The sequence below is a fragment of the bacterium genome (assembly GCA_030018315.1).
Taxonomy (GTDB): Bacteria; Hydrothermota; UBA3073; order JACQXS01; family JAGMCI01; genus JASEGA01.
The window spans coordinates 1-23,770 of the sequence record JASEGA010000022.1 but is presented as its reverse complement, the minus strand read 5'-3'; the positions used below and the strand labels follow the sequence as shown (position 1 = coordinate 23,770).

At 36.7% G+C, this 23,770-nt stretch carries 26 protein-coding genes and 1 pseudogene; 8 read left to right on the top strand and 19 right to left on the bottom strand.

Annotated elements, in window-relative coordinates; genetic code table 11:
- Window positions 1–7: 7 nt before the first annotated feature.
- The 4 genes from QMD71_07610 to acpS are packed head-to-tail and all read right to left on the bottom strand — an operon-like array spanning window position 8 to window position 3,409.
- Window positions 8–1,513, bottom strand: coding sequence for a response regulator (locus QMD71_07610; GenBank protein MDI6840695.1), 1,506 nt, complete (start codon window positions 1,511–1,513; stop codon window positions 8–10).
- Window positions 1,510–2,583: a HAMP domain-containing sensor histidine kinase gene (locus tag QMD71_07605; protein MDI6840694.1), complete on the bottom strand. Its 1,074-nt coding sequence runs from the start codon at window positions 2,581–2,583 to the stop codon at window positions 1,510–1,512. The genes QMD71_07610 and QMD71_07605 overlap by 4 nt, the downstream gene beginning before the upstream one ends.
- Window positions 2,568–3,056 (bottom strand): hypothetical protein, encoded by a 489-nt coding sequence (locus QMD71_07600; GenBank protein ID MDI6840693.1) that lies wholly within the window; start codon window positions 3,054–3,056, stop codon window positions 2,568–2,570. The genes QMD71_07605 and QMD71_07600 overlap by 16 nt, the downstream gene beginning before the upstream one ends.
- A gap of 17 nt (window positions 3,057–3,073) precedes the next feature.
- The gene (gene acpS / locus QMD71_07595) at window positions 3,074–3,409 is read right to left on the bottom strand and encodes a holo-ACP synthase (protein MDI6840692.1); all 336 of its coding nucleotides are present in this window, start codon (window positions 3,407–3,409) and stop codon (window positions 3,074–3,076) included.
- 169 nt (window positions 3,410–3,578) lie between these two features.
- On the opposite strand from acpS, the gene uvrA reads away from it, so the two are divergent.
- The 7 genes and pseudogenes from uvrA (at window position 3,579) to QMD71_07560 (ending at window position 10,671) form a co-directional block, all read left to right on the top strand.
- Complete coding sequence (uvrA, locus tag QMD71_07590) at window positions 3,579–6,362, top strand: excinuclease ABC subunit UvrA (GenBank protein ID MDI6840691.1); 2,784 nt, start codon at window positions 3,579–3,581, stop codon at window positions 6,360–6,362.
- A 109-nt stretch (window positions 6,363–6,471) separates the two neighbouring features.
- A complete protein-coding gene (locus tag QMD71_07585) occupies window positions 6,472–7,908 on the top strand; it encodes a T9SS type A sorting domain-containing protein (GenBank protein ID MDI6840690.1) in 1,437 nt (478 codons plus the stop codon).
- On the top strand, window positions 7,905–8,627 hold the full coding sequence (locus QMD71_07580) for a cytochrome c biogenesis protein ResB (protein MDI6840689.1): 723 nt from the start codon (window positions 7,905–7,907) through the stop codon (window positions 8,625–8,627). Before QMD71_07585 ends, QMD71_07580 begins: the two co-directional genes overlap by 4 nt.
- Complete coding sequence (locus tag QMD71_07575; GenBank protein ID MDI6840688.1) at window positions 8,624–8,857, top strand: hypothetical protein; 234 nt, start codon at window positions 8,624–8,626, stop codon at window positions 8,855–8,857. The genes QMD71_07580 and QMD71_07575 overlap by 4 nt, the downstream gene beginning before the upstream one ends.
- Before the next feature lie 58 nt (window positions 8,858–8,915).
- A pseudogene (ccsA, locus tag QMD71_07570) lies at window positions 8,916–9,407 on the top strand (cytochrome c biogenesis protein CcsA).
- Window positions 9,395–10,291 (top strand): hypothetical protein, encoded by an 897-nt coding sequence (locus QMD71_07565; GenBank protein ID MDI6840687.1) that lies wholly within the window; start codon window positions 9,395–9,397, stop codon window positions 10,289–10,291. The pseudogene ccsA and the gene QMD71_07565 overlap by 13 nt, the downstream one beginning before the upstream one ends.
- Window positions 10,261–10,671: a hypothetical protein gene (locus tag QMD71_07560; GenBank protein ID MDI6840686.1), complete on the top strand. Its 411-nt coding sequence runs from the start codon at window positions 10,261–10,263 to the stop codon at window positions 10,669–10,671. Before QMD71_07565 ends, QMD71_07560 begins: the two co-directional genes overlap by 31 nt.
- Window positions 10,672–10,711: 40 nt before the next feature.
- On the opposite strand, the gene QMD71_07555 is transcribed toward QMD71_07560, so the two are convergent.
- From QMD71_07555 to QMD71_07485, 15 genes are all read right to left on the bottom strand, one after another.
- Window positions 10,712–11,566: an endo alpha-1,4 polygalactosaminidase gene (locus QMD71_07555; protein MDI6840685.1), complete on the bottom strand. Its 855-nt coding sequence runs from the start codon at window positions 11,564–11,566 to the stop codon at window positions 10,712–10,714.
- 195 nt (window positions 11,567–11,761) lie between these two features.
- Window positions 11,762–12,703 (bottom strand): hypothetical protein, encoded by a 942-nt coding sequence (locus QMD71_07550; GenBank protein ID MDI6840684.1) that lies wholly within the window; start codon window positions 12,701–12,703, stop codon window positions 11,762–11,764.
- 220 nt (window positions 12,704–12,923) lie between these two features.
- Window positions 12,924–13,493, bottom strand: coding sequence for a V-type ATP synthase subunit E (locus QMD71_07545; GenBank protein MDI6840683.1), 570 nt, complete (start codon window positions 13,491–13,493; stop codon window positions 12,924–12,926).
- A gap of 69 nt (window positions 13,494–13,562) precedes the next feature.
- The gene (locus QMD71_07540) at window positions 13,563–14,039 is read right to left on the bottom strand and encodes a V-type ATP synthase subunit K (protein ID MDI6840682.1); all 477 of its coding nucleotides are present in this window, start codon (window positions 14,037–14,039) and stop codon (window positions 13,563–13,565) included.
- Window positions 14,040–16,016 carry a V-type ATP synthase subunit I gene (locus tag QMD71_07535; GenBank protein ID MDI6840681.1) on the bottom strand — a complete coding sequence of 659 codons (1,977 nt, stop codon included), beginning with the start codon at window positions 16,014–16,016 and terminating at the stop codon, window positions 14,040–14,042.
- On the bottom strand, window positions 16,016–16,330 hold the full coding sequence (locus QMD71_07530) for a hypothetical protein (protein ID MDI6840680.1): 315 nt from the start codon (window positions 16,328–16,330) through the stop codon (window positions 16,016–16,018). Before QMD71_07530 ends, QMD71_07535 begins: the two co-directional genes overlap by 1 nt.
- 20 nt (window positions 16,331–16,350) lie before the next feature.
- Window positions 16,351–17,298: a tRNA (adenosine(37)-N6)-dimethylallyltransferase MiaA gene (gene miaA, locus QMD71_07525; protein MDI6840679.1), complete on the bottom strand. Its 948-nt coding sequence runs from the start codon at window positions 17,296–17,298 to the stop codon at window positions 16,351–16,353.
- 65 nt (window positions 17,299–17,363) lie between these two features.
- Window positions 17,364–18,719 carry a tRNA (N6-isopentenyl adenosine(37)-C2)-methylthiotransferase MiaB gene (gene miaB / locus QMD71_07520; protein ID MDI6840678.1) on the bottom strand — a complete coding sequence of 452 codons (1,356 nt, stop codon included), beginning with the start codon at window positions 18,717–18,719 and terminating at the stop codon, window positions 17,364–17,366.
- A gap of 127 nt (window positions 18,720–18,846) precedes the next feature.
- Window positions 18,847–19,677: an SIR2 family protein gene (locus QMD71_07515; GenBank protein ID MDI6840677.1), complete on the bottom strand. Its 831-nt coding sequence runs from the start codon at window positions 19,675–19,677 to the stop codon at window positions 18,847–18,849.
- Window positions 19,659–19,955, bottom strand: coding sequence for a hypothetical protein (locus QMD71_07510; protein MDI6840676.1), 297 nt, complete (start codon window positions 19,953–19,955; stop codon window positions 19,659–19,661). Before QMD71_07510 ends, QMD71_07515 begins: the two co-directional genes overlap by 19 nt.
- 12 nt (window positions 19,956–19,967) lie before the next feature.
- Window positions 19,968–21,095 carry an LAGLIDADG family homing endonuclease gene (locus QMD71_07505; protein MDI6840675.1) on the bottom strand — a complete coding sequence of 376 codons (1,128 nt, stop codon included), beginning with the start codon at window positions 21,093–21,095 and terminating at the stop codon, window positions 19,968–19,970.
- A 245-nt stretch (window positions 21,096–21,340) separates the two neighbouring features.
- A complete protein-coding gene (locus QMD71_07500; protein MDI6840674.1) occupies window positions 21,341–21,583 on the bottom strand; it encodes a DUF2283 domain-containing protein in 243 nt (80 codons plus the stop codon).
- Entirely contained in the window at window positions 21,565–21,870 is a 306-nt protein-coding gene (locus QMD71_07495; protein MDI6840673.1) for a hypothetical protein, read from the bottom strand. The genes QMD71_07500 and QMD71_07495 overlap by 19 nt, the downstream gene beginning before the upstream one ends.
- 417 nt (window positions 21,871–22,287) lie before the next feature.
- A complete protein-coding gene (locus QMD71_07490) occupies window positions 22,288–22,458 on the bottom strand; it encodes a helix-turn-helix domain-containing protein (GenBank protein MDI6840672.1) in 171 nt (56 codons plus the stop codon).
- 170 nt (window positions 22,459–22,628) lie between these two features.
- Window positions 22,629–23,339 (bottom strand): sigma-54 dependent transcriptional regulator, encoded by a 711-nt coding sequence (locus QMD71_07485; protein MDI6840671.1) that lies wholly within the window; start codon window positions 23,337–23,339, stop codon window positions 22,629–22,631.
- Between the two features lie 29 nt (window positions 23,340–23,368).
- Here QMD71_07485 and QMD71_07480 point away from each other — a divergent pair.
- The coding region (locus QMD71_07480; GenBank protein ID MDI6840670.1) for a transposase at window positions 23,369–23,770 on the top strand (402 nt) is incomplete at its 3' end.

The window sequence follows — 23,770 nt, the reverse complement described above, 5'->3', positions numbered from 1 at the left end:
AATACTCTTAAGTTTTGGGTATCAGTGTAACACGTGGGAGTATCATTTCTTGCATTGAGATTCCACCGTGTTGGAATATGTAGCGGTATTCTTTGGCGTATTCTTTAGGGTGTGTTGGGTATATGAAGTAGTAGTCTTCTTTTGCTATTCCATATCTTAAGTTGCCCGGTAGTTTATACTGGCTTGGATTTTCTATAAAAAGAGTGTGTTTTGAGTCAGTTCTCAATGCAGGTCCATATTTATACCTAAGATTGCGTGATAATACTTTACTCCCATAGACAATGGTAGGTCTTTTTGTAAGGATTGCACCGTGGTCAGTTGTAAGTATGACTGGCTTTTTTTCTCTACTTACTTCTTTAAGTAACTCGTAGACATACGACCTTGAGAACCACAGTGCTGTGAGTGACCTCAACCCTTCCTCATCAGGGGCAAGCTCCTCAAGGACAGCTGACGCACGCTTCCCATGAACTAAATAGTCAAGGAAATTTACTACAATTGAGATAATTTTTGCGGGCTTTAATTTTGATATATTGTTTTTCAAATCTAATTCATCGTCTAAATTTCTTACTTTTACATAACCTCCTTGTATTCCAAATCGGTGTAGCTGAATGTCAAATAGCTCATTTTCATATTTGTTTTCTTCAGGATTCCAGAATTCAGGGTACTTTTCTGCAATCTCTATTGGATAAAGACCGCTATACAAAGCATTCCTTGCAAAAGGGGTAGCTGAAGGTAAGATTGAGAAATAGAAGTCTTCTTTTATATTGTAAAATTCATCCAAAAGCGGTCTTATTGAAATCCATTGGTCAAGTCTGAGGCAATCCAAAATAACAAAATATACTTGGCTACTTTGTGAGACATATGGGATAACAAAATCAGTGACTACATTAACTGAAAGTGGTGGCCCTTCCTGTTTATGAATCCAATGAATATAACTTGATTCAACAAATTTAGCAAATTCAAGCTCACACTGATGTAATAGCTCTGTATGGAGGTGTTTGAGTCCAGGCTCTTTAGCAATTTTTATTTCCCATTTTGCAATATTTAAATAAAGTGAAACCCATTCCTTCCAATCTAAGCATTGAGCTAATTTTTGAATTGTTGATTGATAAAACTTTGTGTAATCTTCAGGGACTTCACTTCGGATTAAGCTCTCCCTTTCAAACAGCCGTTTACAAGTAGAAATCAGTTGCTGTGGTTTCAATGGTTTAATAAGGAAATCGTATACTCCATAAGTATAAGCCTTATCAATCATAGCTTCGTCTTCACTCTTTGTTATCATAACTACAGGGATATTGGGGTCTATTTCTTTTATCAATTTTATTGTTTGGAATCCATCTTTACCTGGCATTATTTCATCTAATAATATCAGGTCATATCTTGCACTCTTAAGTAAATCACAACCATCATCTCCATTTGATACTCCATAGACATCATAATTATGCTCTTTAAGTAATAGAATAAGTGACTCTAGCAGGTGTATCTCATCGTCTATCCAAAGTATACGCTTCATTTCAGTGGTAGCAATATTGTGAAACTTGCCCCATTCTCTCCCTTATTTGGGCGATAAAATATTTTACCACGATGCATCCTTACAATTCTCTTTGTAAGGGAGAGCCCGATTCCCCACCCGTATTCCTTTGTAGTATGACCTGGTGCAAACAATTTTTTACGCAATTTACCGTATACACCTACGCCATTATCTTTTACTAATACCTTAAAGTGCTTATTTGTGTGAGTTGAAATCTTAATCTCAGTGCTCCCGGCGTCTAAAGAATTTTTAATCAAATTCTCAATTGCCCATGAAAACAGCTCAGAGTCAAGATTAAGTTGAGAATCACTTGAATAATCTTCTACAATTTTTACTTTTTTTGAAATTCTATCCTTTATATACTCAACAGCCGATTTTATCACTTCATCTACAGGCTGGGATTTAAATTCTGGTGGTGACCCAATCTTATGGAATCTTGTAGCTACCCAACTGAGACGTTCAAGGTCTTCTGATAGTGCTGATTTAATCTTTTCATCTTTTATTAACTCCTTCCATCCCATAAGCGAAGATATAGGAGTGCCAAGTTGGTGAGCAGTTTCTTTAGCCATTCCAGCAAAGCTTGCATTTTCTTCACTCCTTTTTAATGTGTATAGCCAGATTATGCCAATTGCTATCAACAGAAGCCCCAATGAGATTTCAGCAAATGGGGCAAGCTTCAAAAGATTCCTTGTGTGTGAACTACCGTAGTGGACAAGGGCAAGAATTTTACCTTGGTACTCAATTTTAACCGGATTGTGTACTCTATCAAGAGCTGAGATGACAGAAGGAGTAGTAAATTTCACATTTCTTGCAGCTATAATAGCCCCATCCGGTGCTGTAACAATGACAGGGAAATTTATTTTTGTTACAATCTCGTCAAAAATAACTGAAGTCTCATCTTCGGTTGCTGATGCACAAAATCTGCCATATACTCGAGATATAGTCTCGGACTCCTTCTCAAGTTCTCTAAACACATATTGGGAATACGCCAAAAATATGGCAATAACTGCTAATCCTGCAAAAATAATATATCCTTTTAATGACCTGTACATATTGCTTCCACAATTTTGATAGCCTGTTCAGGCTCGCTTGGACAACCTGATAGTTTTACTCTACAATTTATAAAAGGAGATGAAATTGAACCTACTCTTATCACAGCACCACCTAGCCATGATAGCAAGTCACTACCTGAATTAAAATCTATTGATACCTGAGGCTTAATAGCCCTAAGTTTTTTTCTTAGCCTGAAAAATTGGCGTGTCATAAGTCTCGGCTTTGATTCGTAGTGGATAATCCGATTAAATAACCCACTATTCTTAAAGAATGACGCAGCCCATAGAGGGGCGACTCCAGTAATTTCTGCATTCTTAAATTTAGCCTTTACAAGTTTAATAGCTGGAATAAATAATGACGGATTGTAAGGATTAAATGGTAAAAGAACGATTATTCTTTCTGGGTTTCTTAATACTTGGAGTGGTGAGACTTCTTTCTTATAGCTTAGACCTATAACCTTTTTAATACACATCCCGCTTGTCGGCAGGTTCACATCGTTATAACAATTGAGATTGCGAGTTCATTTGTATGAGAGATGCTTACATCTGCATCTTCTTCCTTCTTTCCTCTGACCCAAATTACTGGTTTTTCCATTGGAATACCTAAAACTTCTATTTCTTTCCAGCCAACCCCTTTTACTCCACTTGCTTTTAAGAATGCTTCTTTTGTAGCAAACCTACCTGCAAGGAAAGCCATACGTTCGCCACGCGACTTCCACTCCCCTAATTCTCTATCAGTAAATATACGGTTGAGGAAACTATCTCCCCAATGTGCAACCATCTCTTCAATTCTTTTAATCTCTATAATATCAACTCCTATTCCCATTATTTTCATAATATGGCTTTTATTTAATTTTGTCAAGGAAAAGGTTTAACATTTGTAATAATTTTAAATAATCCCGCACATAAATAAGGAATTTTTTCTGCATAGTACCTATTTTAGCATATCTACAAAAAACTTGACAGTCCCAATTTATTATAATACTATATGCAGGATGGCTGTTGATAAGATAGTTGCAAGTGGTGTTAGGGTGCATAATCTTAAAAATATTCAAGTGGAAATCCCAAAGGATAAGTTTGTAGTCATAACAGGATTATCTGGGTCCGGTAAGTCTTCGCTTGCATTTGATACCCTTTATGCAGAAGGGCAAAGGCGATATGTAGAATCACTATCTGCATATGCACGCCAGTTTTTAGGGGTTATGAAAAAGCCAGATGTAGACTATATTGAAGGCTTATCACCCGCAATCTCAATAGGACAAAGGACACCATCAAAGAATCCACGTTCTACTGTAGGGACAGTGACTGAGATTTACGATTACTTAAGACTACTTTTTGCAAGAATAGGAGTCCCATATTGCTGGAAATGTGGCAGAAAGATTGCACCTCTCTCACTTGACCAAATTGTGGACCGTATACTTGAATTTCAGTGTGGGACAAAGATACAGATACTTGCCCCTGTTGTTAGGGGAAGAAAAGGTGAGTATCATGAGCTTTTTACTAAAATCAAGCGTAAAGGATTTGTAAGGATAAGAGTAAATGGAAAAATCTATGATATAGATAATACACCTGAACTTGACAGATATAAAAAGCATAACATTGAAATTGTTGTAGACCGTCTTGTCGTGTCTGGTGGAAAAGATGAACTACGACATAGACTATCTGATTCATGTGAACTTGCGATAAAGGAAGGTGAGGGTATAATTTTCATTCAATCCACAGGATCCTGCGGAGAACTTCCTAACCACATTCATATATTTAGCACTAAATTGTCCTGTCCCAAGTGTGATGTCTCTTACGAGGAGATATCGCCAAGAATGTTCTCATTTAATTCTCCATATGGAGCATGTACAGTATGTGGTGGACTAGGAACTGAGCTCGATATAGACCCGGAGCTCATAATCGCACATCCTTCATTAACAGTTCTTGAAGGTGCAATAGAGCCATGGGGTGAGCCTGGCAAGCGAACTTACTGGGAGCTAAAGGAGCTTAGTATGAGGCATAAATTTGACTTAGATACACCTTATGGTGAACTGTCAGAAAATGCTAAAGAGGTCATACTATACGGGGACGGGCAGTTTGAAGGTGTTATTCCTTGGCTACTTAGAAGATATAAGGAGAGTGATTCTAATGAGGTAAGGTGGTGGATAGAAAAATACATGGTAATTGGAGTTTGTCCTGAGTGCAATGGGACAAGACTTAAGCCTGAAAGTCTTGCAATTAAAGTAGGGGGTAAAAATATACATGAGATAGCTTCTTTATCAGTAACAGATTGCTTTCAGTTTTTTGAGGATTTAAAATTAACTGAGCTTGAAGAAAAAATTGCAAGAGAGATAATAAAAGAAATAAAACAAAGACTTAGATTCCTATTAAATGTAGGACTTGACTATTTGACATTGTCAAGGAACTCTGACACATTATCAGGTGGAGAAGATGAGCGTGTTAGACTTGCAACCCAAATTGGGTCTGGTCTTGTAGGTGTACTATACATACTTGATGAGCCAACTATTGGGTTACATCAGCGTGATAATCAGCGGCTCATTGATACTTTAAAGCATCTCAGGGATATGGGCAATTCCGTCCTTGTTGTGGAACATGATAAATCTACAATCCTTCAAGCAGATTGGGTAATTGACCTCGGTCCTGGTGGTGGTGAGTATGGTGGTCGTGTAGTAGCAACTGGAATTCCGCAGCAGATAATGAAAAATGGCGACTCTTTAACTGGTGCATATTTAGCAGGCAAAAGGCGAATAGAAGTGCCAAATAAAAGGAGGCATTCAAATGAATACCTTATAATAAAAAGGGCAAGACACAACAATTTGAAATCAATAGATGTTAAGATTCCACTCAGAGTTTTTACAGTTATAACAGGAGTATCAGGGTCAGGTAAGTCAAGTTTAATAAATGATACACTTTATCGGGCACTTGCGAGACATTTCTGGCACTCAAAGCGAGTTCCAGGTGAGCACGATGGTATTATTAACCTTGAATCAATTGATAAGGTTGTGAATATTGACCAATCTCCAATTGGCAGGACACCGAGGTCTAATCCAGCTACTTATACTGGCGTATTCACTTATATAAGAGAGCTATATTCACAGCTAAAGGAGTCCAAGATAAGAGGTTATAAGCCGGGTAGATTTTCATTTAATGTACCCGGTGGTAGATGTGAAGCTTGTCAGGGTGATGGCTTAATAAAGGTAGAGATGCATTTCTTGCCTGATATTTACATTGAATGCGAAGCCTGCAAAGGTAACAGGTTTAATCGTGAGAGTCTTGAGATTACATATAGAGATAAAAACATAGCCGAAATACTTAATATGACAGTAACTGAGGCAATGGAGCATTTTAAGAATATACCTAAGATTGTAAGAAAGTTGCGGCTACTATATGATGTAGGACTTGGATACATAAAACTTGGACAGCCTGCACCAAACTTATCAGGAGGCGAGGCTCAGAGAATTAAACTTGCAAGAGAGTTATCAAAGATAGCAACAGGAAATACACTATATCTGCTGGATGAACCAACAACTGGCTTGCATTTTGAGGATGTAAGGCTTTTATTAGCTGTGTTAAATCGGCTTGTAGATAAAAGGAACACAGTCCTTGTAATAGAGCATAATCCAGAAGTTATAAAATGTGCCGACTGGATAATAGACCTCGGTCCTGAAGGTGGCGACGAAGGTGGTGAGATAGTTATAGAAGGTACGCCGGAGGATGTAGCAAGATGTAGTCAATCATACACTGGTAAATTTTTAAGAGATGTCATCCTGAGCTAAGCAAAGAATCTCGAACCAAAGAAGTAGGGCAAGGCTTTCCCGCCCTGTCACGGTTCGGGACGGGTAGCCTTGCAAAAGATGTCAGAGTGAACTTTGATAGGAGAGTAAAATGAAAGAATTTAGGACGATGAGCGGATTTAAGAGGAGGTACACTTTTGTGTTGACATCAATAGCAGTTATATTAATCGCTGTTTTTAGCTATGCGTCTGCTGGTTGGAACAGAGTAAAAATAGGGACATGCCCAACTGCAGGGCTTGAAGAAATTGAAGTAGCAGATGGTAGAAACGATGGGATAAATAGGGTGTATGTAGTAACGAGGGACGGCGGAATATACGAATGGACATACGCTGGAGGAAGCTGGAGTTGCGAAACTGTTTCTTACATCGGCTCCGAGACTTTTACTCCATTGGCAGTAGGGTCAGGGAGAAACGATGGAACAAATCGTGTATATACAGGGGAATACCTTTATAGCGGTGATATCATTGAAGCTACATTCTCTGGCGGTGAGTGGGCAAGAGAATATGTGCAAACATCCATAGGAAATGTATTATGTGTTAAGGTTGGTGATGGTAGAAATGATGGGGTATCTCGTCTTTATGTAGGTGGACAGTTTTTTGGTCTCTACGAATATACAAGGAGTGGAAGTAACTGGAGTGAATTAGTGATAAATTCCTCAATTATAGGGGGGACACACGATATAGCAGATGGCAGGAATGATGGTATAAAGAGGATATATTGCCCAGATAGACGCGGACCGCTCTACGAATTTAGCTGGAATGGTACTTCTTATGACGAAGCAGTTATTAATCTCCCTCAACAGTGGATAGTTGGAGTAAGTGTTGGACAAGGCAGAAACGATGGGATAAATAGAATATATGCTGCTGTTGAGAATGGGCATCTTTATGAAGTTACATATGCTTATAGTGGGTGGCAGGTTTTGGATATTACTCCAAGCGGTCCTAACAAAAGCCGATATGGAATACGGATTGGAAAAACGAAGAGCGAGGGCAAATACCTATTGTACGCTACCCAGCAGGGTGGCGATCTTCGCGAGTACTCATGGAATGGAAGTACTTATGAAGATAGTGTGGTAATTGATGCTGTTACAGGAGCGACCGCATGCTTAAGTATTGGGATAGGTAGGAACGATGACACAGTCCGAATTTATGCTACAAATTATTCAACTAGAGCAATATATGAGGTTACAAATACCTCCCCCTATTATGCAGTTACAGAAGGCAATTGGGGGGGTAGTAGTTATAAATTAGAACAAAACTATCCTAATCCATTTACTCAAATGACAGAAATCAGATTCCAAATCACAAATGGAGTTTCTAAAATACCAGTTAGTGTGAGAATCTACGATATGGCTGGTAGATTGGTGAAGACTCTAATAGATAAAAAATGGAACACGGGAGTATACAAGATTATTTGGAATGGAGAGGATAAACTTGGGAATAGAGTCGCAGCAGGTATTTACTTCTATAGATTAGAAACTGGAAAGTCAATCATCTCCAAGAAATTAGTTGTGTTAAGAGGCAATTGAATAATAAGTTAATAAAGGTTAATTTATTTATTTTATGTCTGATTGCAGTTGCTTCTATTGTTGGTTCAATATTAGATGAAGTAACTACACAAAAATTGGTTTATGGTAGCATGTGGTTCAGGTTAACAGGAGTTTCATTCTTTTTCACAATTTTAATTACCTTTGCAAGACTTATCTTTGAGTTGAAAATTCCAGACAAGCGGAGTGCAGGTAAATTGGGTACTCTCATTATTTACTTCGGAATAGTTGTGTTATTCTTTGGAATATTTCTTGGCAAAAATAGTTTCTATGGCTACCTTGCATTACCAGAGAATGAAAAAAGTAATGTCATTTTCTTACCTGATAGTAAATTACAAAAGAGACTACCTTTTGAAATTTATCTTGATAAGTTTAGCATTGTTCATTATCCAACAGAAGACAGAATAAAAGATTTTGTTAGTAAAGTTCGTATCTTTAATAAAGGCAAAGAAGTGATTAGTGGGGGGATAACACCAAGCCATCCCTTGATATACAACAGACATTTTCTTTTACAATTAGGCTATAAGTATCCTGTCATTCTGAGCCAAGACCCTGAGCAAAACGAAGGGGAAGCAAAGAATCTCACTCCAATGTCAATTTTAAGAGTCTCATTTAATCCTGGACTTGCAATTATTTTCATTTCATATCCAATAATTCTCATAGGAATGTTTATAGTTTTTATATCTACTTTTAAGAGATGATTATTGAGGTTAATTTATTAAGAGTTACATTCTTACTATATCTTATGGCTGATATTTTTTATTTTATAAACTCATTTAGACCTAAAAAGATATTATGGAAGACCACATTTTCATTGGCTTGTATTGGCTTTCTTACTCATACATCTTATTTGGCTTTGAGAGGCTACTATAGTCAACATCTACCATTTGCAACCAAGTTTGAGGCAACCGTTTTTTTACATGGTCAATAATGGTATTCCTTTTAGTTATTGAGATAATTTACAGGCTAAAACATATTTTTCGGCTACTCTTACTTTAGTATTACTCTTTCTATGTTACATACTTTCTTTGCCTTATCAGCATTACAGCTACATTCCGCCAGTCTTGCAATCACATTGGTTTGGGGTCCATGTAGTTTTGAGTTTTCTTGGGTATGCTGCATTCACTATAGCTTTTGTTGGTGGAATAATCCAACTCATTAGTAAATCTTACAACTTAGATAATCTAAACTCTCTCCTTCACTCTCTTGTAGGATTAGGTGTATTTATCTTTTCAGCCGGTATTATGAGTGGCTCTGTCTGGGCATCATATGCATGGGGACGCTGTTGGGCATGGGACCCAAAGGAAGTATGGACTCTTGTAACCTTAATCGTATACATATTTTATCTATACATCAGAAGTTTACCAAAGGTTGACTACAAGAAGTCTGCAAGCTGTCTAATCTTAGGGTTCATTTTCATGATGTTTACTTTTTTTGGTATAAGTCTTCTAAAAGGAGGGATGCATAAATGTGCAATGTAAAAAAGTTAAGCATCTTAAGTGTAATTCTCTTTTTTAGCTCTTATAGGGTTGCAAATGCTACCCAAAGGCTTAAAATTGGTGGCGAATTCAGTATTCTATATTACTACCCAGAGGACCAAATAAGACCGCATAGTTTCATTTTACACATAGGTAGACTGGATGTTACCGCATATATTTCTAACCATACAACAGTTACTTATTCAAATAATCTCGGCGAGCAAAGGCGCCTTTACGCTGAGTTCTTTCTACTTCCTCTCAAAGGTACTTTAAAGATAGGAAAATTTAAGGTTCCATTCGGCTTAGTGTTGGAAGACCATACATCTCTTTTAGAGGATAACATTGGGCTCGGTATCTATAGAGAAAATGTAGGGGTCGGATTAAGTATATCTCCTTTAATCTTTGACTTAAGCACCGGCATATTTAACTCAGCTAGGACAGGGTTATATCATATTGATACTAAACGAGAGAAGTTATTTACTACCACGTTATCAGCAAGGTTATGGGGAAGCGATTTTGGTATTGCATATCTCAGGAATCCAGCTACTGAAATTAATAAGACCTTTATAGAGGGATACACACGAGTCCCATTAAATCATTTTTCATTTTTATCTAAATGTATTATTGGAGAAATAAGAAAAAATAGAGTTATAGGATATTCAACCTTGCTTGAATGGTATCCAATACCGTTACTTATACCATATATTCAGTATGAATTACTTGACCAAAATAGAGATATAGCTCAGAATTCACTGTCGAGGGTTGCCTTGGGGATAAAATATGATTTCTTGCCTAATACAAGACTTAGGATAATATATTATATTAACAAAGAGAACCCGGAGATTAGGAACAATCTGTGGGTAATAATGCTTTCATTATGGTACTAAAGAAGTTACTGTTTATTATTTCAACCCTTCTGTGTTTAATAGGTATTTTTTACAGCTGTAAAAAAGAGAATGCATTACCACCAGTAGAGCCTGAGTCAGACACTCTTATTTCTTACAAAAATGATGTACAGCCTATTTTTAACACATACTGTATCTCTTGCCACAGCCAAACAAATGCACAAGGTGGACTTGACCTCTCATCTTACGAAGCTCTAATGCAAGGTGGAGTAAGTGGACAGGTAGTGAAACCAGGTGAAGCTGACTCAAGTCTATTAATCTTAAAAATTGACGGCACTATGTATCACATGGGAGGAGAACTTACTGATACCGTAAAACTTAATATTATAAAAAAAATGGATAAATCAAGGTGCAAAAAATAATTAAAACTATCGTTACGCTATCTCTTTAAGAATAGGATTATTAAATGTGGCTCTCAAAATACTCGTATGCGTCTATGATGTCAAGATAGACACCATCAAAGCTGGCATCAATAATCTTCTTTAAGTAACCAAGAATTATTACCTGCCACTCCCTTTTCCAGTACTTAACCTTATAGTCACCTTCCCAACTTGGTTTTTCTTCGACTATAAAATCAGGGTTACCAGGACACCAGTCACTCTGCCAGTAACACCTGTAATCCTCTGCTTCTCCTATTGACATATATGCAATGACTTTTCTATTCTTTGTATCAGTTTTTGTCTTGAGTGTAGAAATCTGGTTATTCGTAAATTTATTCTCATCACTACCATCAAACGAGTAGTCCATTATAATGAGGTCATAGTATGTTTTTGCCATCGTTGATGTCAGTGAATCTGAACTCACATAACCCGTATACTGTAGATGATAGAGAAAATGTTTGATATCGGTCCAACTTTTGACATCGTTTGAACTACTTGCATCAGGATTATGTCCGTTATTAACAATTTGGTCAAGTGTCCTCACCGTTACATAAGGGATATATCCCTTATGTAACGACTTGTTATAGGCATCGTCAATATTGGACTGAGTTGTAGCATAGTCTATTGTGAGGACAAGTTTTCCGTTACTCTTGAATATATCAAGCTTTGTCTCAATCTCATTTGTCACATTTTCTGGTGTTGCTACATCATCTCCATTGTAGCCGTAAAATACATCCTCCCGTCCAATGCCATTCACAACATCAATGTAGCCGCTCCTCTCTACTAGCTGTTCACCATTCTGTGGAAATATTCCAAAATCAGGTTTACCAAGCGAGTCATGTGCATAGTTTGCAATTAATGAGACAAATTTTACCATCTCTTCACGAAAGTCAATAGTTTCAGACTTTTTATTGTCCCTGCATCCTGACAAGGAAATGAATAGTAGAAGGACTGTAAGTCTCACATAATGAAGCCAACGATTACACTCAGAATAAAATAGAGAGCGGTTTCTATCATTAAAAATTAAGTGGATAGAGCTTGGTACTTAGCGCTTCTCATAAATTACATAGTGTTACATAACTACTAGTTTGGCACTTTTTTTCATATTCTTAGTTTCAAGGTAAATGAAATAAATACCACAACACAATTTTTTACCATGATTATCTCTTAAATCCCAATTTATTTCATTCCTTCCTTTGCAAATGCTAAGGTTTTTTACAATACAACCTGCCATATTGTATATTTTTATATCTCCTCTATCGCTACTTTTGTATTTTATTTTTACATATTCCTTAGCTATTGTTGGTAGAATAACTAAATATGCACCCATTGAGATAATTTCTCTCTCAGCAATACCTTCAATCTCTGAATACCATACATCGTTGAGGTACACCGAAGTAGCGTCTCCCCCACCAAGCACCCACATTTTGTTATCAAATGCCACCGATATATGACCACATCTGGGTCCCCATGCTGCACTATCTACAACACATACCCAATTTATCCCATCAGTAGAATTCCATACGTCACTAAAGTAAATAGGAATGGAAGGCCACACACCTCCCGTCACCCATATCTTGCCGTCGAACACCACGGTTGAGTGCGCAACTCTTGGGAGATAAGGAGCAACAGTGGCTAAGTTCCAATTAGTTCCATCAGTGGAATAATATACCATAGGTCCCAAGATAACCCACATCTTATTATCAAATACAACTGGTGGACCATTCATAGCGGGCCAGGCAGCACTATCCGTAGCTTGGACCCAGGTAACTCCGTCAATAGAGTACCATACATCATTAAGTGCGTGCCCTTGATTGTTTTCGGAATAAAATCCTCCCATTACCCACATTCTGTTATCAAAAGCAATTGATGCATGTATATCTCTTGGATGCCATGCTGCGCTATATGTAGCACAATGCCAATTTATACCTTGCGAGAATGCGCTCCCTTTTATTATTAAGAGAAACAAAAATAACCTCTTTAGTCCCCTTAAAATCATCTTACACTTTTTCATCTTTCTCCCTCTCTTAAAGAACATTATATCTAAATTATATTTTTAAATTCCCAAGAAGTTAAGTAAACAATGAAAACCTGCACTTTTAGCCATTAAGGCAATGCGCTAATGGGGGGCAGGTTCATTTTCCACTTTGTTTTTTATATCTTTTAATTCTACTACTACCGATTCCCTCACACCCTGCAGGTTTAATCAAAATTCAAAGAGCACCACTTTTCTACTATTGAAACAGCAGTTTAGCTAATTCTAATTCAATATTTGCGCGTTTTGTATTTAGGATGGCTTCAAATGAGGCATCAATCTCAACCTTACCCTGGTGTAATATGAAGCCACCATTGAAATGTCTCTTTTCATTGGCGAGTATAAATTTAGCTCCTAACTTATTGTTCACATTCTCTATAAATTTAGAGTCTATCTTATCATCACTCTCTCCAACTATAATTTCTCCATCCTTGCCTCCAGTGCGTTCGAGTAATACCTTAATTAGTTTAAGATACTCCTCCTTTTTCCCACCATTAAGTCTAATGAGAGCCTCATTAAATAAGGTATCTATAATCTCCCTTTTTAAATGCAGTAATTCATTTCTTGACGCCAAATTTGCCATCCCTACAAGACGCCTCTTTTCCTTTTCTCTCACTTCCTTAACTTGTTTTTCTATCTCTGCGTTTAACCTATCAAGCTCTTCTTTAGTCTTATTCTTAAGCTTAATAGCCTCATCTTTAGCTTCTTTAATTATTTTGTCATACTCTTTCTTGGCGTCATCCAAAATCTTTTTAGCTACTTTTTCCATTGGATTAACCGCAGATGAATCCTGCCCGTCATTGATAGGCGGGATGTGGTTCCCAAAATTAACGCATTACTATCCGACCTCAATTCCAAGTATCAATAGGAACGATGCTATAAACCCAATTACTGCATAACTTTCTACCATAACCCCAAATATTATACCTCTTGCCGACATCTCCGGCTGTTTAGCAGTCATCTCAATTCCAGCTGCACATACTTTTCCTTGATGAATTCCTGAAGTCAACCCTACAATTCCAATAGGAAGTGCAGCACATAGCAGTTGTAGGCCTTGCATTGGTGTAGGTATAACTCGTGTTCCCCCAAGTAGCCCTAACTTTAAGAAAATAAATAGTGCATTGATGAAGCCATAAAAACCTTGTGTTCCCGGCAGGAATACAAGTAGAAATATCTTACCAAACTTTTCCGGGTCCTCTGACAATACACCAGCTCCTGCACTCCCACTTATCCCTATTCCTATTGCTGAGCCTGTACCTGCAAGAAAACATGCTAAAGCTGCACCTGCAATAGCATAAACAAGCCCTATTTCCATTTAATCTCCCTTTTCTACTAATATATACTTTGCTTCTTTTCTAAACGGTTTGAAAGCTTTACCACCACCGTCAAAAAACTTAGTAAAAAACTCTGCATACTGTAGCCTTAAACTATGCACAAATGCACCGAGCACATTTATTCCAATTGATAACAAGTGCCCAAAAACAAATGCAATAGGAGCAAGAACAATCCCAATAACAGGCATTTTACTTACTAACTCAACTAATATATTAACAGTCATCGCCAGTCCCGCTGTCACAAGCCCGAGTGCCATAAGTCTTGAGTAAGATAGTATATCTGATAGTGTCCCACTAAGACCCTGGTAAAGGTTGAGTCCCCCTTTTGCTATTCTAAAAAGCAAGTTCCTTGACGGTCCACCTGAGCCAAATAGAATAATTCCAACTGCAATTATAGCCACACTCCCACTTATAATTTGTGGTGGCAATTCATGAATTGTCCCTACTTTAGAGAATCCAAATATAAGGATAGCGAGCCAGAATATGTTCCATGCCAGTTTTGTTGATATTCCTTCAAATATTTTACCCTCTCGTAGAGCTTTTATAAACCCAAGAAAGTATCCAAAAGATACTTGAATAAAGCCAATTGCAAAAGAAAGTAGTAAAAAAGTAAGTGGTGTCTTCATTGGGTTAAATACGAGTAGGCAATCCTTGAATCTCACGAAGCCTTCAAGCCCAAACCTTTCTCCTAAGTCACCAAACCAGCCGCCAGTTATAGCGCCAGTAAATAGTGTTGTTATTCCACTTGCAAACAGTACCCACAATAACCTTTTATCACCCTTAACCCTTTTCATAAGCAATAAACAAATGCCTGCAAGTATAAGCCCATAAAAAGCATCTGTAAGACACAATGCAAAACATAATACAAAGAATGGTGCTAAAAATGGGGACGGGTCCAATTCAGTTGCATTTGGTGAGCTATAAAGCTCGGTTATGGACTCAAAGACGCTTATTCCTCTCCTGTTTTCTAATTCTACCGGCAGATTTTCTCCAGGTTCTGGTGCAATCTTTGATACACTAACTGCCTCAAACTGAGCTATAATCTCTGCCAATGTTTTGTAATCTTTTGCCCTAATCCAACCTTCTATGCATACAGCACTTGGGGTAGAGAGGGTAAGATTTTCTATTTTAGTCTTAGAAAGTAAGTTTGAATAATAATCGTGTAGGATAAGAATCTTATTTAACTGTTGCACAAGAGATTCGCTTTCCTCAAGTAGTGTTATTCTTTCCTTATCAAGCTGTGCCAATTTTTCTTCAAGTTCAGCAATGATATTCGCTGGTTTTCCTTTAAAACCTTTAAAAGAAATTGCCTCAAACCCAATTTCAGCAAGTAGCTTTTTAACATCTACTTCATCATCCTGCAGATAAGAAATCAGAACCCATACCCTTACCAATTCTTCATTAACAATTTCAATATCAACTGGCAACTTTTGAACCCTATCTTTCCAATCATCAGGTGGATTATTAACTACACCAGCTACTGAAATTGCTAATCTCGTTGAGCTAATATCCTCTACTTCAACATCAAGTGCCTGCCAGGGAAGTAAAACCTCTTTTTGGGAAATAAGTAATCCATACTCCCTATCAATTTCATCTAACCTTTGCTCAATAGTTTCTACTTTCTTCGCAACCTTTAAAGGCTCATTAGAAGAGATAGTCTCCTTGTAAATTGGCTCAGTAATTGTTAGCTTCTGCGGTAAAAATGCGTCTATAAGTGACCCTTTGGCACTAAATTTCTTTAAATAATCTATTGCCCTTCCAAGTAAAAGCAGGCGGTCCTCAATTTCTTTATCAGTGATTTCTTTCTCTACAATAAACTCAGGGTAGTCTTTTGAAAGTGTACTTTCCTTTATGTCCTTTATGTGTATAATTGCCTTATCTTGCAGTGTCTCTAATAATTTATCTTTCTCATCCCTATGTACAACCAACAGCACCTTTTGCATCCTTGATATGCCCATTATAGCTCTAAAGCCTTCGTTATAATAAGAGCTATTGCAGCTTCTTTTTTTTGCGAAGAGTATTTTTTAATTAGTTCTTTTTTTCTTTCAATTTCTTTTTTAATACTTTCTATCTCATTAGCAGCTTCTTTTTTGGCTTCCTCAATTGCTTTCTTTAATGCGAGTTCGCGTCTGCTGACAACCTCGTGTAACTCTTTATTTTGCTCTTCTTGTGCCTTCTTTAAAATTTTCAATTTCTCTTCTTCTGCCTTTTTAATAATATTTTCTGCCTCATGCTCAGCTTCCTTTATGTTTTTTATCAGGTTGACTGCCATTTTGGCTTATTATAATTAACTCAAAGTAAGATGTCAAGTGATTTATTAAACGAATGAGCATGAATAAAGATATTTGCTATTTGAGTTTTGATATTTGACATTACTTTATCTGATAGCTCTATCCATTTGATGTCAAGGAGGGCTCTAAACCATGTCAGCTGGCGCTTGGCATACCTACAAGTATTTTGCTTGATTAACCTTACGGCTTCATCAAGAGTTATTTTATCCTGTAAATAAGCTACTACCTCCTTATACCCTATTGTTTGAAGTGAATTAAGCTCTGGTGAATACCCTTTATCAAGAAGTGACTTTACTTCATTAATGAATCCATTTTCAATCATCAAGTCTACCCTATTCTCTATTCGATTGTATAATAGAGTCATCGGCATAGTAAGCCCTACATATATTGGGTCGCAATTAAATGGCACTCTTGTCGCTTTTAACTCAGACATTGGAATCTTTGTTGTCTCATATACTTCAATTGCCCTCATTATTCGCTGTGTATCATTTGGATGTAGTTTATCAGCTGTAACTTTATCTACTTCAATTAGCCTTCTGTAAAGTTCAGACGGCGATTCTCTCCTCAACCTCTCTCGTATAATTTGTGGCGGCTTTGGTACTTGAAAGAACCCATCAATAAGGGCACGTAAATATAAACCAGACCCACCCACTACGAGTGGTACTTTTTCTCTTTTTACAACTTCATTTATTACACTCCTTGCTTCCTTTGCATAATCCCAAGCATTATAATCAACATCCGGAGTTACCACATCTATCATATGGTGTGGCACTCTGATTTGTTGCGCCTTTGTCGGTTTTGCAGTTCCTATATCCATGTATTTATAAACTTGGCGTGAGTCACACGATATTATTTCAGCATTGAGTCTAATTGCTACTTCAATTGCAATTTCTGTCTTACCAACCCCAGTAGGACCCACTATAACAGGTAACAAAAGCTTAGTATGCATTAACCGCAGATGGACGCAGATAGACGCAATTTGTTTAATGATAAACACATTCTTTCTTCTTTAGCTTAACTTTGGATTTCACCCGCCTTGCCGCAAAGCAGGCCGTATGGAGTCCAGCCGTGTAACTGTTTTACTTTGACATCTACAAAATCGCCCGGTAAGGCGTTGCCATCAAAGACGACTACTTTATTTGTCCGCGTCCTACCATAAAGTGAGTTACCGCGTTTGCTATTACCTTCAACTAAAACTTCAACTGTCTTCCCTACAAGTTCACTATTCCTCTCATATGTAATTTTATTTTGCACCTCTATGAGTTTAGTAAGTCTATCATTCTTTATATCTTCTGCAACTTTTGGTTTCATATGATAAGCAGAGGTTGGCTCTCTTTCAGAATATTTAAACATATAAGCAAAATCAAATTTAATTGTTTTAACTAATTTAAGTGTCTCATTAAAGTCTTCGTTGGTCTCACCCGGAAAGCCTACCATAATATCAGTAGTGACTGAGACATCTGGAATTGCCTCTCTTATCTTATAAACCCAATCACTGTATTCTTCTTTTGTATATCTTCTATTCATCCTTTCAAGTATTGTATTAGACCCAGACTGCAAAGGTAAATGCAGCCATTCACATATATTTTTACCATCTCTTATTACATCAATTAGCTCCTGACCCATATTTTTAGTCCGAAGGATCCCGTGGAGATGTGAACTCGTAAACCTGACACGCTGAATCCCAGTATCATCAATAAGCCTCAAGAGTTCTGTAAAACTGACTTCCTCATCATTGTATTCATTCACCGATTGTCCAAGCAGTGTAACCTCCTTTATTCCTCGTTTTACAAAGTGTTCAATCTCTTTTAATATATCAGAATGCGGTCTTGACCTCTTTCTCCCTCTAACATAAGGCACAATACAATAAGAGCAGTAATTATCACATCCACGCATAACAGAGACAAAAGCGGTCACTTTGTTATCAGGCTCAGGAAATATCTCAGAATACGACTCTAAACTCTTGTCGGTATAACAACATTTTGCCCTATTTTTTGCAACAACACCGTTGTTGCACTCCATAAAAATCATATTCCTCAATATTTCTGGCAACAGTTTATAATTTGAAGGTCCGACAACAAAATCTACCCCTTTAATACTATTACCCAAATTTTGTGCCATACAGCCAACAACACCAATAAGGAGATGCGGGTTTTCCTTTCTCAGCTTTTGTAGATTACCAATCCTACCCAGTGCCTTCTGTTCTGCATGTTCCCTAACACTGCAGGTATTCACAATAATCACATCTGCATTGTTGACATCATCCGTCTCTTTATATCCATCTCTATTCAAAATCTCAGCCACAATCCTTGAATCATAAACATTCATCTGACACCCGTAGGTGAGGATATGAAAGTTTCTATTCTCCATACCTCAATCTGTAATTTGTAATCATTTTTTCCTATACTTTTTCAACTTAAATCTACTTTTTGATAACTCTTGAATCATAAACATTCATCTGGTAACTATAGGTAAGAATGTAAAAAGTTTTGCTCATTTATACCCAGTCTTGAAAAGTGTGTTCCACTTTCTTGATGCTGTTTCCTATAAGTTCTTCATACCTCGAAAGCGTCTCTTTATTAGGATTTACTACCACAATGTTTTTGCATTTAGTGTTAGTTCTAAGATTTGTTGTTATAAGACTTTGAGCTGCGATATCGGCTTCTGGCAAACTGTAACCGATTATGTAGACTTTGTCAGCGTTCCTTAGAGCAACAGCAGCTTGTTCCCAGATACTGAGCAGTGTAGGAATATTTAAGCGCTTAATGAAAGATGGTTCAATCACCGCAGGAGGCATGAGGTATTCCAATGGAGGCCCAGGTTCTTTTTTATCTCTTAAATTTGACAAACTCCCAAAGTATTGCAAAAACATTGCATGGCTCAAAAATACACTATTGCTCTTCTCACCACGAACCCATCCCACTGAACCGTGCAATTTTAATACTTTTACAGGGGATTTCCCCAAGGTAACTGAAGAAAGATTTCTACAACTATTTTGAACTAATTTTACTGGAAAACCATACCCATCAGAAATCGACCATTTATCCAATTCAAGAAGACATCGTTCTATAAGAGAATCATAGTTAAATGTTATAACTACATCTCCCTTTTTTATTCTTTTATCGCAAAGCATTTTAATGAACTTTCTCTTTTTATCATCTTGATTATCCCTGCAATGTTTATATGACAAATATTTGGTAAGTGAGTCTGTGAGAATCTTACGCACCTGCTCAGCTTCTTGTATTTGTTTGTTGTAAATATTCTTAAGCTCCTTTCTCATAGATTTAGCCTGTTGGTTATCGATCTTTTTTATATTTTTAAAAAGCAATTCCCACCATTTTTTTCTATATTATACTCAAAAACTGCAATTCCAAGGTCAAGATATGTTAATATAAACTCAGGATTACCCGACTTTCTTATAGCTTCAGGAATAACACCTTGTTGCTCTTGCATCCAAGTTTCAAATCTTTTCTGCTCTTCTTTTCTGCCCAGTTCACAGCTACTCTTTGCATCTTTTGCTAAACGGCTTAATAATTCGTTCCCAAGTGGATAACCTGCACTTTTAGAAGCTCCCGCACCTAAAATATAAACATTATGTTCTATCATTCTTTTCTATTTTTAAGAGTAGTTTTTAAATAGATGCATACTCCTGTTCGTCTTCATCCCTTCAAGAAACTTTTTATACTTCCGTTCAAGATACATATCAGGAGATACATTACCATAAAAGTAGTGGAATAGTTTGACTGAATCCGTATGCCCATATTTGAAATAAAATGATTTGCCACGTCGATATATCTTTTGCTTAGAGAGCCCAGCTTCTGTTTGGAGAAGTTGCTCCATTGTGTATATGAACTCCTTAGAGCCGCTAGTATAGCTTGTTCTCAATCCCTTATTTGCCCCTTTTTCTAGAAATACCGTTCCATCGCCGTCCCAGCATCCTCTTATAAAATGTCTAAGAAATTGTTGTGGAATCTGTGGAAATTTAAGTATCAGGCTTTTATGTTGGACCATACCTAACTTTATTAAGTCATTAATTATTTCATCCCTTGCAAATCGAAACATGTAAAGATTTGGCTGATTCTTATTGGGTCTTATGATTGGATGAGTAGATTTCATCAAATTTTTCACTTTGAGTAATAAAGAGTAATCTATCGAAGCTAATGTTACTTCATAATTACCTGAACCATATAAACTCACACATCCGTCAGTAAATAAAAGACCAAGAACCCAAGCTGAAGCAGAAGACCACTCTTTAAAGAATTTTTCGTTAATCTCGTAATACGGCTGTACAATCTTTCCTTTTTTTGATGCTTCTATCCGTGCATGAGATTTAGACCTTAGTAGTATATTATACAGTTTGCAAAGCTTCATTATGTACATACGGGAGCAACCAAATCTCTTACCTATATCCTCTAATGAAAGCTTGCAATCGCAATAGAGATATTCCAGCATTTCTTTGGAAAGTGTATCACTAATCTTCCCATACTTTCTTCTACGTGCAGATTCTCTCATAGCTTTACCAACTTTTTTAGCTCGTTTATCTCTATAAGCATCTGCAAGTTTTGTCTCAATCTTATATTCCTTCTTTAAACGTGTTACAGATGGGACTGTAATATTAAAGCGTGTGGCTATTTCTTGAATTGTTAAGTTCTTGTGGATATATAATTCCACAAATTTTTCTTTTGTTAGCTTATCTTTTAATTTTATTCTCCAAATACTCAATTGGTCACGTCCAGAATCTACCATTTAATTTCCTATTCTCTTTGTAAATATCCTATTTGTTGCAATACATTTCTACAGTCAAAATCCGTAAGTATAAAAATCAACCACAGCTTAACTTCTCAATTTTTTAACCAATAAGGCAACCCTTTCCCCTAACTTAACAGCATTTGAGGTAATTGGTGCCAAGTCACATCTTTTTTCTTTAATTAATATAATATCACACCAAGTGCTCATTTCAAAATCTATATATGAAATGCTTCTTGCCTTTACTATCTTGTGGAAGCGTCCAGTACAGTTACCCCGACTATCTTTCTGTTTTTGTATCTCAACAATATTCCATTATCCAACATCTTGCTATCTGTTGCATTTTGGGGCCGCTCAAAACTTATGTATAATACATCAGCCTCTTTATCATAATCAACCCATAACTTAGGCACAGGAAACTTAATCAAATGGGGTGTTGCTTCAAAAATCTCTTTTATGACTTTTTGACTTAAGGTTGCTTTTGCCATAATATCTCCTCCTTGTCTAAATCTAATTTAGAAGTAAAATAAGCTGTTATAATGAAACCATCTGTCTTTGATAGCTCTTTATGCACAATAGCTAAGGATCTTTTGTCTTTTTTTGAAATAGCAATGAGTGCATTTCTGCATCCCTTAATAATGAATTCAGGATTTTCAACCGTATTAAGAATCTCATCATAATATCCTGCAACATCACTGTGGTTCTCAACAATATGTAACCATCTTTCTTCAATCATGCGAATAGGGATACCACCTAATGAGTTGATGATATCCATTTCTTATCTTATTGATTAAAAATAATACATTATCCGTGGGAAGTCAAGGACTTTTGGAGTAAGCTTTCATTAAGAATCTCATCAAACTCGTACAATACTGCATCCATCGGCCATCCATAGTATAAAAGTCAACTCCAGTTTAACTTCTCAATTTTTTAACCAATAAGGCAACTCTTTTGCCCAGCTTTACAGCATTTGAACGAGTTTGTTCTTCCTCATTATTGTATGTATTTATTCTGCTATTACCCATTCTAATCCCATTTTTGCTGTATTCAGCCCTCTCCTTCGTAGAACATTGTGAATCCCAGAATGTTATTCTCTTGATTCACAGCTTCCATAATTTTGCTTTTTCTCTTTTACTAAAATATTGTAACCATCACTTAAAGATACTACACTTAAATCTATAAACTCCAGGTCTCATTCTGTCTCTATTTTGTATTTCTTAATCTTGTATCTGATAGATCTAAAACTTGTCCCAAGCAGTTTAGCTGCCTTTGTCATAGACCATTGTGTCTTCTTAAGTGCATCAATAATAAGCTTCTGCTCGTAATTTAAGAGCTCATCTTTAATTGACTTATTAATACTCATTTCGCTTATTTCTTCGTAATACCTTCTGATTGAAGATGGAAGGCACTGCAGTATAATTCTTTTACCTTTTGCTAATAGGATTGCCTGTTGGACAGTGTTTTCGAGCTCCCGTACATTACCGGGCCATGGATATGAAAGTATCGCAGTTTTGGCATCGCTGGAAAAGTCGACTACTTCTTTTTTAAATTTTTTCTTATTTTAACTTCATCTTCAAGTTTTTTGTTTGTAGCTGCTATTATCCTTGTATCTATTGGAATAGTCCCTTTACCACCGAGGCGCTCAATTTTTCTCTCCTGTATTGCTCTAAGGAGCTTCATCTGTACATTTGGAGTAAGATTCCCAATTTCATCTAAAAACAGTGTACCCCCATGTGATAGGTCAAACTTACCAATCTTCCTTCCTGTAGCACCGGTAAATGCTCCCTTCTCGTATCCAAATAGTTCACTCTCAACTAATGTCTCAGGCAGTGTCGCACAGTCTACTATTTGGAACGGTTTATCCTTACGCATACTATTGTAATGTATAGCTTTGGCAACAAGCTCTTTGCCAGTCCCACTATCACCATGAATCAATACTGTCACATCCTGTGGTGCCACTGTCTCAATTAAAGTATACACATCTTGCATCTGTGGACTCTTCCCAATTATATTGCCAAACCTAAATCTCTCCTGTAGTTCTCTACGCAAGTCCATTACCTCCATTGTCAGCTTTCTACTCTCAATTGCTTTCTTTATTACAAGCTTGAGTTCATCATTATTAACTGGCTTTGTCAGGTAGTCATAGGCACCAAATTTCATCGCCTTAACTGCAGTATTTATACTCCCATAACCTGTCAACATTATTATGCTTTGTTGAATAAATATTTTTATATCCACTTGCATTATGCTTTTATAGGAGGAGGGAATAATAAATGGCAAACTTAACTGCTGAAAAGGTTGAAGAGTTATTAAGCCAGGGCAAAAAGGCTTCCCAAATTGCAGAACAATATGGAATAACAAGACAAGCAGTCTATTGTCATATCCATAAACTTAAGCATAAAAAGAAACCTGCATTATGTAAACCGAAAAAGAATTATAACTCTCTCATAGATTGGAAAATTTACAATGAAGGATTAGTCAAGAGAGGAGAAATCTTACTTGATTTTGAGCTTTTCGAGAATTGGCAAGAGGAGCTAGACTTAATGAATACAAATAAGAGAGGACGACCTTACTACTATCCAGAAGCTTTAATTTGGTTTTTATCAAGACTTAAATCTATTTTTAAAATCGATTACAGAACACTTGAAGGAATAGCGCGAAAACTAATAGTATTT